Raw genomic sequence first — 13,579 nt, forward strand, 5'->3', positions numbered from 1 at the left:
ATCAGACGCCGGAGTCGGCGGTGCGGACCAGGATCCGCGAGCAGTTCTCGCAGCGGACCACCTTGTCGGCCGGCTCGGCCTTGATGGAGTTCAGCTCGGTGATCGAGAACTCGGTGCGGCAGCCCTCGCAGCGGCGCTGGAACAGCCGGGCCGCGCCGACGCCGCCCTGCGTCTCGCGCAGCTTGCCGTAGAGCTTCATCAGGTCGGCCGGGATGACGGCGGCGACGGCCTCGCGGTCGCGCTTGACCTTCTCCGCCTCGGCGTCGATCTCGGCGTAGGCGGCGTCCCGGCGGCCCTCGGCCTCGGTCAGCACGACGGTGGAGTGCTCCAGGCGCGCGGTCAGCTCGGTGACCCGGGTCTGGGCGGACTCCAGCCGCTCCATGATCTCCAGGACGACGTCCTCGAGGTCGCCCTGGCGCTTGGCCAGCGAGCCGATCTCGTGCTGGAGGTTCTCCAGGTCCCTGGGCGAGGTGATGGCGCCGGAGTCCAGGCGCTGCTGGTTGCGGGCGGCCCGGGTGCGGACCTGCTCCACGTCCTGCTCGGCCTTGGTGAGCTCGCGGGTGGTGTCGCCGTGCTGGGCCTGGGCGGCGACCACCAGGTCCTTGAGCGCGGTGTGGTCGGCGTTGACCTTGTCGATCTCGGCGTGCTCGGGCAGGCTGCGCCGCCGGTGGGCCAGCTGGTCGAGCTTGGAGTCGATGGCCTGGAGGTCGAGCAGGCGGATCTGGTCGGCGGGCGCGGCGTTCAAGCGGAGAGCTCCTGTGAATCGGGTCAGGCGGGGAAGGACATGGGGGCGTGCGCGGTCCACGGGTCGGTCACCGTGCGGGAGACCCGGGTCTCCACGGTCCAGCCGTGCTGCTCGGCGGCGCCGTGCAGCGCCCGCTCGGCCAGCGGCAGCCAGGGCCACTCGGTGGCCCAGTGCGCGGCGTCGACCAGCGCGACCGGCGCCGCCTCGGCGGCCTCGGAGGCCGGGTGGTGGCGCAGGTCGGCGGTCAGGTAGGCGTCCACGCCCGCCGCGCGCACCTCGGCGAACAGGCTGTCGCCGGAGCCGCCGCACACCGCGACCCGGCTGATCAGGCGGTTCGGATCACCGGAGACCCGCACGCCGGCGGCGGTGGCCGGCAGCCCCCTGGCGACGTTCGCGGCGAACACGGCGAGGGTCAGCGGGGGCTCCAGCAGGCCGACCCGCCCGGTGCCGCGCCGGCCCAGCGGGTCGGTCGGGTCCGGGACGAGCGGGCCGGTGACGGTCACGCCGACCGCCTCGGCGAGCGCGTCCGAGACGCCCGGGTCGGCGTGGTCGGCGTTGGTGTGCGCCACGTGCAGGGCGATCCCGTTGCGGATCAGGGTGTGCACGACGCGGCCCTTGAAGGTGGTCGCGGCGACGGTGGTGGTGCCGCGCAGGTACAGCGGGTGGTGGGTGACCACCAGGTCGGCCCCCCACTCGACGGCCTCGTCGACGACCGCCTGCACGGGGTCGACGGCGAACAGCACGCGGCGGACCTCGGCCTGAGGGTCTCCGCAGACCAGGCCGACGGCGTCCCAGGACTCCGCCCACTGCGGCGGGTACAGCTCTTCGAGGGCGGTGATGACGTCGGACAGTTTCGGCACCTGTCGAGACTACCGTGCGCGCGGGCGACGGCGGTCCGCCCGGTTCCCCCGTCGCGGCGGGTCCGCGCGGCGGACGGGGACGGACGGGGGCGGGGTGGGCGGCGGACGGCGAGGGACGGGGACGGGCGGGCGGCGGGCGGACCTGGCCGTACGGCTGCGCGTCAACCTGCGGCATCCCGCGGTCCGGCCGCCCCGGGCGCGCGGCGCGGCCCCGTTCGACCGGCGCGCGGGCACGGTTCACGCGGGACGGCGGGCCGGGCGCCGCGCACACCGAACCGTTCGCACGAATTCGAAACGGCGCCCGGATCACCCTTACGAGTGAAGTGACCGGCTTCGGATTGAGCATCCCTCGCTACCGAAAGTAACTTCGCTTCTGCCAGCGGGAGTTGCCCGACCAGGGGGGTCGGGAAGGCGCTCCGCCGGAGGTACGGGCCCGGGTCGGGCAGGACGGACCGGGGCCCCCGGCGGACGCGGCCGGGGCGGTGTCGACGGGTGTCGACGGCCGCCGGGGCAGCGCACCCGGGCATTTCCGAGGAACCGATTCAGGCCGTGGCCGCGCGCCCGGTGCCGGAGCAGTGGGCACCGGAGGGGCGCGCCGGCACCAGACGAAGGGATGTGGTGGCGAATGGGAGCGGGCACATCGCTGCGTCCGGCCGGAGGCGCGGACTCGGCCGGTCACGGGCCGGATGCGGCCGGTCCGTGGCCGGAGATGACGCGGACGGCGCTGGCCGCCGCCGGAGGCCGGGGAGGCGGCGGGGACGCGCGGACCGACGGGCAGGTCGGTTGGCGGGTCGCCGTCGAGGGCTTCTGGTGCACGGCCAGGCCGTCCGCGGGCGAGCTGCCCGACGAGGGCTGGAAGCTCCACGTCAGCGCCGCCTCGACGGTCGGCGGCGCGGTGCTCGCGGCCGTCACCGAAGTGCTCGCCGAGGACCCGTGCGCGTTCAAGTTCGCGGCCGGGCCGGCGCAGCTGCACCAGCTCAACTCGCGCAACAGCGACCGGGGTTCGGCGGGCAAGTTCATCACCGTCTACCCGGGCGGCGAGGCGCAGTTCCGGCGGCTGGCGGCCGCGCTGCACCGGGCCACCGACGGCCTGCCCGGCCCGGTGGTGCTCTCCGACCGCCCGTACCGGCCGGGCAGCCTCGTCCACTACCGGTACGGCGCCATCGCGGCCCGCGCCGAACTGGGCAACGACGGCGGGTACCGGTCGATGCTGCGCGGGCCGGGCGGCGAGCGGGTGGAGGACGTGCGGGGGGCGGCGTACCGGTGCCCGCCGTGGGCGCGGGATCCGCTGGCCGTTGACGAGCCGGAGGGGTCCGGCGGAGGGGATGAGGGGTCCGGCGGCGGTGCGGGCGCTGCGGGTGCGCGCGCCGGGGCCGTGGCCGGGTACGGCGCCGCGTCCGGGTACCGGCCGGGCGCGGGCCGGCCGGCACCGAAGCGGCGGCGCGGCAGCGGAGGGGTGCTGCTCGCCGGGCGCTACGTGGTCACCGGGGCGATCCGGCACGGCGCCAAGGGCGGCGTCTTCCTCGGCCGGGACACCGACGGCGGCGCCGAGGTCGTGGTCAAGCAGGCCCGGGCGCACATCGAGGTGGACCGCGCCGGCACGGACGCCCGCGCCGCGCTGCGGCACGAGGCCGCCCTGCTCGCCCGCCTGGAGGGCCAGGGGCTGGCACCGCGCCCGGTCGAACTCGTCGAGCAGGACGACTCGCTCTTCCTCGTGCAGGAACGAATCGCCGGGCAACCGCTGGGCAGCTGGGTCGCGGCCCGGCTGCGCCGCGACGGCAGTCCGGACGTCGACTGGGCCGAGGCCGGTCCGATGGCCCACGCCCTGCTCGACCTCGTCGAGCAGGTCCACGAGCAGGGCCTGGTGCTGCGCGACCTCTCCCCCGGCAACGTCCTCGTCCAGCCGGACGGCTCGCTGCGGCTGGTCGACCTGGAACTGGCCGCCGAGGCCGGCAGCCGTGCCGGTTCGGCCGGCACGCCCGGCTACCGGGCCCCCGAGCAGGGGCCGGGGCGGCTCGCCCTGGTCGGCGGGGACGGCGCCGCCGCGCCGGACCGCCGGGCCGGCGGGCCCTTCGCGGGACTCGCGGCGGGCCGCAGCGGCGACGGCGTCCGCACGGCCGAACCGGAGGCCGACCTGTACGCGCTCGGCGGGCTGTACTTCCTCCTCGCCACCGGGCACGACCCGCTGCTGCCCGAGGACCTCCCGCACGCCCGCCCGGTCGCCGACCGGCTGGGCCGCTGGCTCGCCCTGGCCGCCCGCTGCGGCACCACCGCCCAACGCCTCGCCCCGGCCGTCCTCGGCCTGCGCGCCGAGGAGCCGCGGGACCGCTGGATCCCGGCCCGGGTACGGGAGTCCCTGACGACCGCGCCCGCCCCGTGGCCGCAGGCCCCGGGGGCGGCGGGTGGGATCGGAGACGGCTGCCCCGCCGTGCGGCGGGCGCCCGTCCCGGAGGCCTCGGCCCCGGGCCCGCTCGCCGACGGCTCCCCCGCTGACCGGCACGCCACGAGCCCGGGACCACTCGCCAGCAGCTCCTTCACCGCGCCGCAGGCACCCGTCCCGGAGGCCGGGCGCCACTGCGCCGCGGACCCCGGCACGCTCGCGGCCGCCCACGGCTCGCCCGCCGTACGGCAAACGCCGGCCCCGGAGGCCGCGCACCCGCACCCGCCCGTGGCGGGCGCGCTCGGCGACGGCGACCCCACCTACCGGAGCACGTCGGCCCCGGACACCTCACACCACCCTGTCCCCAACGACGGCGACGCGTGGAGCACCGGGGCAGGGGCCGAGGGCGGTGCCGCCGCTTTCTGGGACACGCAGACCGTGGCCGGCACCACCGGTGCGGCGCCGACCACCCGCTCGCCGCACGTCAGCGCCGCTCCGGCCACCGGCCCCGCCACCGAGGCGGCCGTCCTCGACCGGGTGCTGCACGACGGGTTGCGGCATCTCGCCGCCACCGCCACGCCGTCCCGCCGGGACCGGCTCTGGCCCGTGGTGCCGGCGGGCGAGCGCTCCGACCCGTGCAACGTGCAGCACGGCGCGGCCGGAGTGCTCGCCGTACTCGCCCGGGCCGCCGCGACCACCGGGCTGCCGCAGGACGTCCGGGAGACCGCCCGGACCACCGCCCGCACTGCCGCCGAGTGGATCGAGCGCCGGTGCGCCGCCGAACCCGTGGTGCTCCCCGGCCTGCACTTCGGTCGCGCGGGCGCCGCCTGGGCGCTGCTGGACGCCGCCCGCGCGCTGGGCGACCACGCCCTGGCCGGGCGAGCGGCCGAGCTGGCGTCGCGGATAGCCGTCGAGTGGCCCAACCCGGACGTCTGCCACGGCGCAGCCGGTGCGGGATTCCTCCAACTCCGATTCGCAGCGGAAGGATTGAAGGAGTCGACAGCGCAACCGGCCTGGTTCCTCGGCCGGGCGCTCCGTTGCGGCCGAGGCCTGCTGGCGGCCGCGCAGCAGGCACCGTACGGCACGGTGTGGCCGGTGCCGCGGGACTTCGACTCGGCGCTCGCCGGGATCACCCACCTCGGCTTCGCGCACGGCGTCGCGGGAGTCGGCGCGTTCCTGCTGGCCGCCGCCGAGGCCACCGCCGACCGCGCGCTGCTCGACGGCGCCCTCGCGGCGGGCCGCACGCTCGCCGCCACCGCGCGCCTCGACCCGCCGGGCGCCGCCGCGGGCCCGGCCGCCTGGTGGCCGCAGAGTGCAGACGACCCCGCGCACGTCCGCCTGGCGCACTGGTGCAGCGGATCCTCCGGCGCGGGCGCCTTCCTCCTCCGGCTCTGGCGCGCCACCGGCGACCCCGACGCGCACCGGCTGGCCCTGGCCGCCGGCCGGGCGGTGACCGCCGGACGCTGGCACAGCGGCACCACCGCCTGCCACGGCCTGGCCGGCGACGGCGAGTTCCTGCTCGACCTGGCCGAGGCCACCGGCGATCCCGAACTTTGCTATGCCGCCGCCGAGTTGGGAGCCCTCGTCGCCTCACGGACGGCCCTGCGGGACGGCCTGCTGGTCCTGCCGGACGAGACCGGGACCGGCTCCGCCGCCGCGTACGGCACCGGGACGGCAGGCGCTCTGGCCTTCCTGCTGCGCCTGCGGCACGGCGGCCCGCGACTCTGGGTGGACCCCACGCCGTACGTGGATCCCGCCCCGTACGCGGACCCCGCCCCGTACAGCGGGGGTCCGACGGCCGCACCCGCCGCCCCCGGCCCGACCGGGACGGTGAGGTCATGAACGTGGCCACCCGCGCCACCACCCAGGCGCTGCGCCGGCTCAGCTTCACCTTCGCCGCCGACGGCGGCCACGCCGCCTGCCTCGCCTCCGCCGCCGACGGCGGCTGGTACGTGGAGAGTTGGCACCTCCCGGTGGACGGCCCCGCCGTCCCGACCGGGCTGCACCTGCCGGGCAGCCGCTTCGAGAGCCTCCGCTCCCAGCTGGTCGCCCTGCCGGACGGCTCGGTGCTGGTCTGCCGGCACGACGGCGAGCGACACGATCTGGTCAGCCTCCGTACCGCCACCGGCCCCGACGGCCAACCAGCCACCACCGAAAGGCCGTTGGCCACGCTGCGGATGCCCGGCCTGCGTCTGCTGCCGCTCCCGGCGGCCGCGCCGTCCGGCCCCCGCGCGCCCGTCGCGCTGGCCCTGGGCAGCGACACCCGGCCGGCCACCACCGTCTGGCTGGTGCGGGCCGACGGCTCCGTGCCGCAGCAGGTCGCCGAGATCCCGGGCCTGCACGGCGGCGGCGTCTGGCTGGACCACGCCGGCGCGCTGCTGGCACTCGACCGGGTGAGCGACGGCCTGGTGCGCACCGTGGTGCTCGACCTGCGCAGCGGCACGGTCACCCCGCTGCTGGAGATCGGCGAGCGCAGCAACGACCGGCTGGTGCTGTTCGACCCGGACAGCCGGTTCGCGATGGTGCGCAGCGACGCGCCCGGCACCGACCGGATCGGCTGGGGCGTGCTGGGCGGCGGCGAACCCCTGCGGTTCCCCGAAGCCCTGCACGTGGCGGGCATGTTCCTGCGGCCGGTGGCGCTGCGGCCCGGCGCGGACGGGGCCCGTGTCGCCATCCAGGCCGACCACGGCGCGGGCTGCTCGCTCGCCCTGTGGCGGCCGGCGATCGGACGGCTGGACCCGCTGCCCGTCCCGTCGGGGCGGCTCGGCGCGGTGGGGCACTGGTCGGCGGGCGGGCTGCGGATGCCGTTCTCGGCGCCCGACCACCCGGCCGCGCTCGCCACCCTGGACGTGGACGCGCTGCTGGCGCACGGCCCGGCCGCCGCCACCGCGTCCGGCCCGGTGCCGGTGCCGCTGCCCCTGCAACTGGCGCCGCTCGGCTCCGGCCTGCCCGGTCCGTGGCGGGACACCGTCCTGCCCTGGCGGCCCGGTACCGTCAATTCCGTTGTTCCGCCGCGCGGTTGGCAACTCGACGGGTCGACCGATCCCGGCGACGGCGGCCGCTGGCATCCCGCGCAGAGCCTCGAACTCGCCGGACCGGCAGGGCCGCTGGAGGCGGTGGTGTACGGCGGGGACGCCTGGCTGAGCAGCCCGCACCTGGTGCTGGCGCTGCACGGCGGCCCGGCGGACGCCTGGCGGCTGGAGTTCGACCCGGCCCTGCAACGGATGGCGGCCGAGGGCCTGGCCGTGCTCGCGCCGAACCAGCGCGGCTCCACCGGATACGGGTTGGCGCACGCGATGGCCATCCGGAGCGCCTGGGGCGGGCCGGACCTCGACGACGTGCTCCACCTGCTGGAGAACGTCGCCGGCCAGCGCGCCGCGCTCGGCCTGGAGCCGCCGGCCCTGTTCGGGGTCAGCTACGGCGCGTTCCTCGCCCTGCTGGCGGCGGCGCACGCGCCGGCCGAGCACATGACGCGCTGCGCGGTCGTCGCGCCGTTCCTGTCGGGCGCCCGGCTGCTGGCCGAAGCCGCGTCCCCCGTCCGGGCGTTGACCACCCGACTGGGCGGCGGCGAGGCGATCGCGGACGCCCGGGGGCCGCGCGACGTGCTCCAGCTCGCGCACCGGATCGGCGTACCGCTGCTGATCGTGCACGGCGACCGGGACGAGGTCGTCCCGGTGAGCCAATCGCGTTCGCTGAGACACGAGTTGCTGCGGATCGGACGCACCGAGGGGGCCGACTTCCGCTACGTCGAGGCGGCGGGCGCCGGACACGAGGTGCTGGCCGAGGAGGGCGGCGCGGTGCTGCACGAACTGCTCGCCGCCTTCCTGCGCACCGGGCGGCCGGGTTAGCCCCGGCCACCGCTTCGCCGAACCCATGGACTCCCGGGCCCTTCGCGGCCCGGGCCGCCCGGCCCTGTGCGGCCGGGGAACACCCCGCGGTGGCGCAACGAGCCACCCGGGCAGCACCAACCGGCGCCCGCACCGCAGTTCGCGGTGGGCGCGACCATCAAGGGGAGGAACCCGATCATGGAGAACATGGTGGACTTCGAGACCGACCTCGCGGCGCTGCAGGAGCTGCCGGAGACCGAGTCCGTCGAGCTGACCGGCCACGGGGGCGGCTGCCAGTACACCTGTCTCATCCTGACCTGTCTGATCTTCACCATCAGCTAGTGGTGGCGATCGGCCGGTAGCGCACGCCGAGGTGCCGTCTTCGCCTGTCCGGACAGGCGAAGACGGCACCTTGCTGCGCCGGGCCCCTCCCCTCTTCCCCTCCGTCCCGTCGACGAAAGCCCACCGCCCATGCCCCGCCGCCGTCCCTCCGGCCGGACCGCCGTCCTGGCCGTCGCGCTGCCCGTCGGGTCCGCCGCCGCGCTCGCTCTGCCGGCCGCCCTCGCCGGGGCCGTCGACACCGCACTCGACCCCGGCTCCGGCTCGGCGTCCGCCGGCGCCTGGTCCGGCGCCCTGCTCCGGCTCGCCCTCGCCCTGGGCGCGGCCGCCGGCGCCGACGCACTCGCCGCCGCGGCCGGTCCGGCGTGCGCCGCCGAGGCCACCGCCGACCTGCGCGGCCGGCTCGTCCGCCATCTGCTCGCGCTCGGCCCGGGCGGCCGGCTCGGCCGCGGCGGACCGCCACCCGGGGACCTCGCCGCCCGCCTCACCGGCTCCGCCGGGGACGCCGGTGGCCGGGTGCCGGCCGTCCTCGGGGCCGCCACCGCGCTGCTCGGCTCGCTCGGGGCGATCGTCGCGCTCGGGGTGCTGTCCCCCTGGCTGGCGCTCGCCTTCGTCGGCGGGGTGCTGCCCGGGGCCGTACTGATCCGGCTCTTCCTGCGGGACGCCGGGCCCGTCTTCCTCCGCTACCAGGAGGCCCAGGCCGCCCTGGCCGCCCGCCTCACCGCCGCCCTCGCCGGTCTGCGCAGCATCCACGCCGCCGGGGCCGGGCACCGCGAGGCGGACCGCCTGCTCGGGCGCGGCGCATTGGCGGACCTCTCCGCGGCCGGGCACGCGCTCTGGGCGGCGCAGCGGCGGACGGCGTGGCAGGCGATGGTGCTGGTCGCCGTGGTCGAGGTGGCGGTACTGGCCACCGCCGGCGCCCTGGTGGCCGGCGGGCGGCTGGCTCCCGGCGGGCTGGCCGCGGCGGCCGGGTGGGCGGCGCTCGGGGCCGGATTGTTCGAGCAGGTGGAGGCACTGGTCGGGGTGGCGCACGCCCGGGCCGGACGGGCCCGGGTGGACGAGGTGCTGGCCCTCGAACCGGCCCCCGCCGGCACCGCCGCACCGCCCGCCGACGGGCCCGGCACCCTCGTCTTCCAGGGCGTCGTGGTGCGGGACGACGACGGTCGGACGCTGCTCGGCCCCCTCGACCTCACCCTCCCCGGCGGGGCGACGGTCGCGCTCGTGGGCCGGTCGGGCTCCGGGAAGTCGCTGCTGTCCGCCCTGCCGGGCCGGCTGCGCGACCCCGACGAGGGCACCGTCCTCCTCGACGGCGTCCCGGTGACGGCGCTCGCCCCCGGGGCGCTGCGCGACGCCGTCGGCTACGCGTTCGCCCGCCCGTCCCTGGTCGGCCGGACGGTGCGCGAGGCACTGAACGGCGCGGGCCCCGCGGAGGCGGCGGCCGCACGCGCGGACGGCTTCCTGCGGCGGCTGCCGCTCGGCTGGGACACCCCGCTGGACGAGCTCCGGCTCTCCGGCGGTGAACTCCAACGCCTTGGCCTCGCCCGCCTGTTGGCCCACCCCACCCGGGTGGTGGTGCTGGACGACGCCACCTCGGGGCTCGACCTCGCCACCGAGTACCAGGTCGGCGAGGCCCTGGACCGGGCCACCCGGGGCCGCACCCGTCTGGTGGTCGCCCACCGCGAAACCGCCGCCGCCCGCGCCGACCTGGTCGCCTGGCTCGACAACGGCCACCTGCGCGCCCTGGCCCCCCACCACCACCTGCTCCCCGACCCCGACTACCGCACCACCCTCGCCGGGACCACCCTCACCATGGCAGCCGCCTGATGCCCCGCCATCTCCCCCCTCCACGGACACTGCCCACCTGGCAGCGCACACCCGAGCCCGCAGCCAACCGCCGCCACACGGAAAGTCGGCCTCGCCGACTTCCCACTCCACCAATGCCGCCCACGTGGCAGCTCGCACGTGAGGGGGCAGTCGGCGCCCGCAGCGCGGGAAGTCGGGCCCGCCGACATTCCGCTCCGCACCTCCCCATCCACATGGCGCCGCCCCGGCTGCGGGCCGTCCGGGACGAGGTGGGCAGGTAGTGGGGCGGCACGGTGGTGGACCGGGGGACGGGCGGCGGGCCCTCGGGTCGTGGCGCTCGCCGGGGTGGGTGTTGCTCGGGCGGCAGCTCGCGGGTTCCCGGGGAGCGCTGGTGCGGCTGGCCGGATGGTCGGTCGTGGAGGCGGTCCCGGTGGTGCTGTCGGGGCTGATGGTGTCGGCCGCCGTGGACCGGGGGTTCCTGGCCGGGCGGACGGCGGTCGGGGTGGGATGGCTCGCGGGGTTCGGGGTGGCGACCGGGGTGCGGGCGTATGCGGCACGGGCCGGGTTCCCGCATCTCGCGGCGGTGGTCGAGCCGCTGCGGGACGCGCTGGTGGCCCGGGTCGTCCGGGCCGCGCTCGCCCGCCCGTACGCCGATCCGGCCGATCTCGCGCGACTGACCGAACAGGTCGAGTCGGTACGGCAGTTGACCGCGACGCTGCTCCGCACACTGCGTGGGGTGGGGGTCACCCTGGTCGCCGCGCTGGTCGGGCTGGCGGTGCTCGCCCCGGCCGCACTGCCGCTGGTCCTGCTGCCGTTGCTCGCGGCGGCGGCCCTGTTCGCCCGGCTGCTACGACCGCTGGTGCAGCGGCGGAGGGCGGTCGTGCTGGCCGAGGAGCGGTTGGCGGCCGAGGCCGGCCGCACGCTGAACGGGCTGCGCGACGTACAGGCGACCGGGGCACAGCGGCGGACGGCCGAGGCACTGGCCGAGGCGGCAGCCGAGAGCGCCGCAGCCTCGCGGGCGCTCGGGAGGGCGGCGGCGCTGCGGTCGCTGGTGGTCACGCTCGGCGGGCGGCTGCCCGTCCTGGCGGTGGTCGCCGCAGCGCCCTGGCTGGTGGACGGGGGCGGTCTCACCGCCGGGGAACTGCTGGGCGCCGCCACCTACCTGCTGCAACAACTCGACCCGGCCGTACGGACCCTGGCCGGAACGGTGGGCGGCTGGCTGCTGAACCTCTCGGTCGTCCTGGACCGGCTCACCACCGCGACCGCGCCCCCGCCCGCACCGGCGCCCCCATCCCCGACGGCGACGGCCGCACCCGCAGGCCGGCCACCCGTGCTGCGCGTCACCGCCCTCGGCTACACCCACGGCCCGCACGCCGAACCCCTGTTCACCGAACTGGAGCTGGCGCCGGAGCCGGGCGAGCACCTGGCCGTGGTCGGCCCGAGCGGCACCGGGAAGTCCACACTGGCCGCGCTGCTCGCGGGCGCGCTCACCCCGTCGTCCGGCGCGGTGACGGTGGGAGGCGTCCACCCGCACACCCTGCCCGGGCCCGAACGCGCCCGCCTGGTGGCCCTGTTGCCGCAGGAGGCGTACGTCTTCCCGGGGACCGTCCGCGAGAACCTCGCCTGGCTCGCCGAGGCACCGCCCACGGACCGCCAACTCACCTCCATCGCAGACCTCTTGGGCGCCGGCGAGCTGCTCACCCGGCTCGGCGGCCCGGATGCCCGGATCGGCGACCCGGCCGCACTGTCCGCCGGTGAGCGTCAACTGATCGCCCTGGTACGGACCTACCTCTCCCCCGCACCGGTCGTCGTCCTCGACGAGGCCACCTGCCGGCTGGACGCGGCGGCGGAGGAACGGGTCGAGCGGGCGTTCGCCGAGCGGCCCGGCACACTGGTCGTCGTGGCGCACCGGATCAGTTCGGCGCTGCGGGCCGACCGCGTCCTGCTGCTGGACGGCGGTCGCGGGGTGCTCGCCCGGCACGGCGACCTCCAGGTGCTCGCACCGCTCTACCGCGAGCTGGTCGGCCACTGGCTGGGGGCGGCGTCACCGGCACGCCCGGGACCGTCCGGGGCCGCGCCGGTCCCCGGACGGCCGTCATGATCTCGATAGGATCTCGCCCGCTCCGGCGGTTAAGGTGGCGGCCGGGGTGCGGGCCGCGACCGCCGGCCACGCCCCGACCGCGCCCTCGATGTGCCGGCCGGGCGCCGAAACACCTGCACCCTCGCAAGGAAAAGACGATTCTGATGTCCGACACCCTCACCGACACCACCGGACCCGTCCACGGGACCGACGCCGACGGGACCACGGCCGAGGACACCGCGTCGCACGGTCGCCACCGCGGCCGGTCCGCCGCCGACGACAGCCCCGAGGTCGACCCGCACGGCCGCCACCGCGCCGCGGCCGACCAGGGCTGAGCGACCCGCCGTGGGGCCCCGCCGGAACATCCGGCGGGGCCCGGCGCTCAGCCCCGCAGCACACTCAGCCCAGCGTCACCACGGTCCGCAGCGCCTCGCCGCTGCGCATCTGCGCGAGCGCGTCGTTGACGTCCGCCAGCCCGACCCGGTGCGTGATCATCCCCGCAAGGTCGATCCGCCCGGCCCGCCACAGCTCCACCACCAGCGCGACGGTGCGCGCCAGCGGCGCCCCGCCGTAGAGCGAGGGCAGCAGCCGCTTCTCGTTGAAGAACAGCTCGCCCATGCTGAAGCTCGCGAGGTCGTCCTGCGCCCCGGCACCGATCACCACGAGCGCGCCGCCGCGCCGCGTCGCGCCGTACCCGGCCCGGACGGTGGCGGAGCGGCCGACCGCCTCGAAGACGTAGTCGAACCCGCCGCCCTCCAGCCCCTTCGCCACCGCCTTGAGCTCCTCGGGGGCGAGCGCCTCGGTCGCGCCGAAGGCCAGCGCCCGCTCGCGGCGGGAGACCACCGGGTCGACCACCGCGATCCGGCCCGCGCCGCAGACCCGCGCGCCCTGCACGGCCGCGACGCCCACACCGCCGGCGCCGATCACCGCGACCGACGCGCCGGGCTCGACCCGGGCGGTGTGGACGGCCGCGCCGACGCCGGTGGTCACGCCGCAGCCGATCAGCGCGGCCAGCTCGTACGGCAGGTCGGCGGGCACCGGGACCACCGCCTCGCGCTCCACCACGACCTCCTCGGCGAAGGTGCCGGTGCCGTAGAAGCCGGACGCCTCCGTCCCGTCGAAGCGGAAGCCGGGCGCGCCGAGCCGCCGCAGGCTGGCCACGCAGAGGTGCGAGCGGCCGCGTTCGCAGTGCGCGCACCGGCCGCAGGGCGCCATCCAGCAGAGCACGACGCGGTCACCGACGGCGACGTCCGTCACGCCCTCGCCGACCTCGACGACGTCCCCGGCGCCCTCGTGCCCGGGGACGAACGGCGCGGGCTGGGGCAGAACGCCGCTCATCGCCGAGAGGTCGGAGTGGCAGAGGCTGGCGGCGCGCAGCCGGACCCGCACCTTGCCGGGGCCGAAGCCCACGGCCTCGACGTCGTCGCGGACGTCGAGCGTCTCCTGACCTGTCCTGTGCAGGATGGCTGCGCGCATGGGGGCTGCTCCCGGGTCCGTCGCGGATCGCTGGTCGGGCCGATTCTGGCACGGCGCGCCGGGGCCGAG

General features: G+C 77.4%; 9 protein-coding genes. 6 read left to right on the plus strand and 3 right to left on the minus strand.

Features of this window, described 5'->3' with window-relative positions:
* Window position 1 precedes the first annotated feature (1 nt).
* Together ABT238_RS10930 and ABT238_RS10935 are read right to left on the minus strand one after the other, a co-directional pair.
* On the minus strand, window positions 2-745 hold the full coding sequence (locus ABT238_RS10930; protein ID WP_350562150.1) for a zinc ribbon domain-containing protein: 744 nt from the start codon (window positions 743-745) through the stop codon (window positions 2-4).
* 23 nt (window positions 746-768) lie between these two features.
* Window positions 769-1,605, minus strand: a complete 837-nt coding sequence (locus tag ABT238_RS10935; RefSeq protein ID WP_350562148.1) for a Nif3-like dinuclear metal center hexameric protein — start codon at window positions 1,603-1,605, stop codon at window positions 769-771.
* 709 nt (window positions 1,606-2,314) lie between these two features.
* Here ABT238_RS10935 and ABT238_RS10940 point away from each other — a divergent pair.
* The 6 genes from ABT238_RS10940 (at window position 2,315) to ABT238_RS10965 (ending at window position 12,369) form a co-directional block, all read left to right on the plus strand.
* Window positions 2,315-5,827, plus strand: a complete 3,513-nt coding sequence (locus ABT238_RS10940) for a class III lanthionine synthetase LanKC N-terminal domain-containing protein (RefSeq protein ID WP_350756603.1) — start codon at window positions 2,315-2,317, stop codon at window positions 5,825-5,827.
* Window positions 5,824-7,833 carry a S9 family peptidase gene (locus ABT238_RS10945; RefSeq protein WP_350756606.1) on the plus strand — a complete coding sequence of 670 codons (2,010 nt, stop codon included), beginning with the start codon at window positions 5,824-5,826 and terminating at the stop codon, window positions 7,831-7,833. The genes ABT238_RS10940 and ABT238_RS10945 overlap by 4 nt, the downstream gene beginning before the upstream one ends.
* A 177-nt stretch (window positions 7,834-8,010) precedes the next feature.
* Window positions 8,011-8,154 (plus strand): VenA family class IV lanthipeptide, encoded by a 144-nt coding sequence (locus ABT238_RS10950; RefSeq protein WP_153882823.1) that lies wholly within the window; start codon window positions 8,011-8,013, stop codon window positions 8,152-8,154.
* A 129-nt stretch (window positions 8,155-8,283) separates the two neighbouring features.
* On the plus strand, window positions 8,284-9,975 hold the full coding sequence (locus tag ABT238_RS10955) for an ATP-binding cassette domain-containing protein (RefSeq protein ID WP_350756608.1): 1,692 nt from the start codon (window positions 8,284-8,286) through the stop codon (window positions 9,973-9,975).
* A 370-nt stretch (window positions 9,976-10,345) separates the two neighbouring features.
* Window positions 10,346-12,055, plus strand: coding sequence for an ATP-binding cassette domain-containing protein (locus tag ABT238_RS10960; protein WP_350756611.1), 1,710 nt, complete (start codon window positions 10,346-10,348; stop codon window positions 12,053-12,055).
* Window positions 12,056-12,198: 143 nt separating this feature from the next.
* Window positions 12,199-12,369 (plus strand): hypothetical protein, encoded by a 171-nt coding sequence (locus ABT238_RS10965; protein WP_350756614.1) that lies wholly within the window; start codon window positions 12,199-12,201, stop codon window positions 12,367-12,369.
* 64 nt (window positions 12,370-12,433) lie between these two features.
* Here ABT238_RS10965 and ABT238_RS10970 read toward each other — a convergent pair whose 3' ends face one another.
* Window positions 12,434-13,510 carry an alcohol dehydrogenase catalytic domain-containing protein gene (locus ABT238_RS10970; RefSeq protein WP_350562136.1) on the minus strand — a complete coding sequence of 359 codons (1,077 nt, stop codon included), beginning with the start codon at window positions 13,508-13,510 and terminating at the stop codon, window positions 12,434-12,436.
* Window positions 13,511-13,579 lie beyond the last annotated feature (69 nt).

This window comes from Kitasatospora sp. NPDC001527, from assembly GCF_040298605.1.
Taxonomy (GTDB): Bacteria; Actinomycetota; Actinomycetes; order Streptomycetales; family Streptomycetaceae; genus Kitasatospora.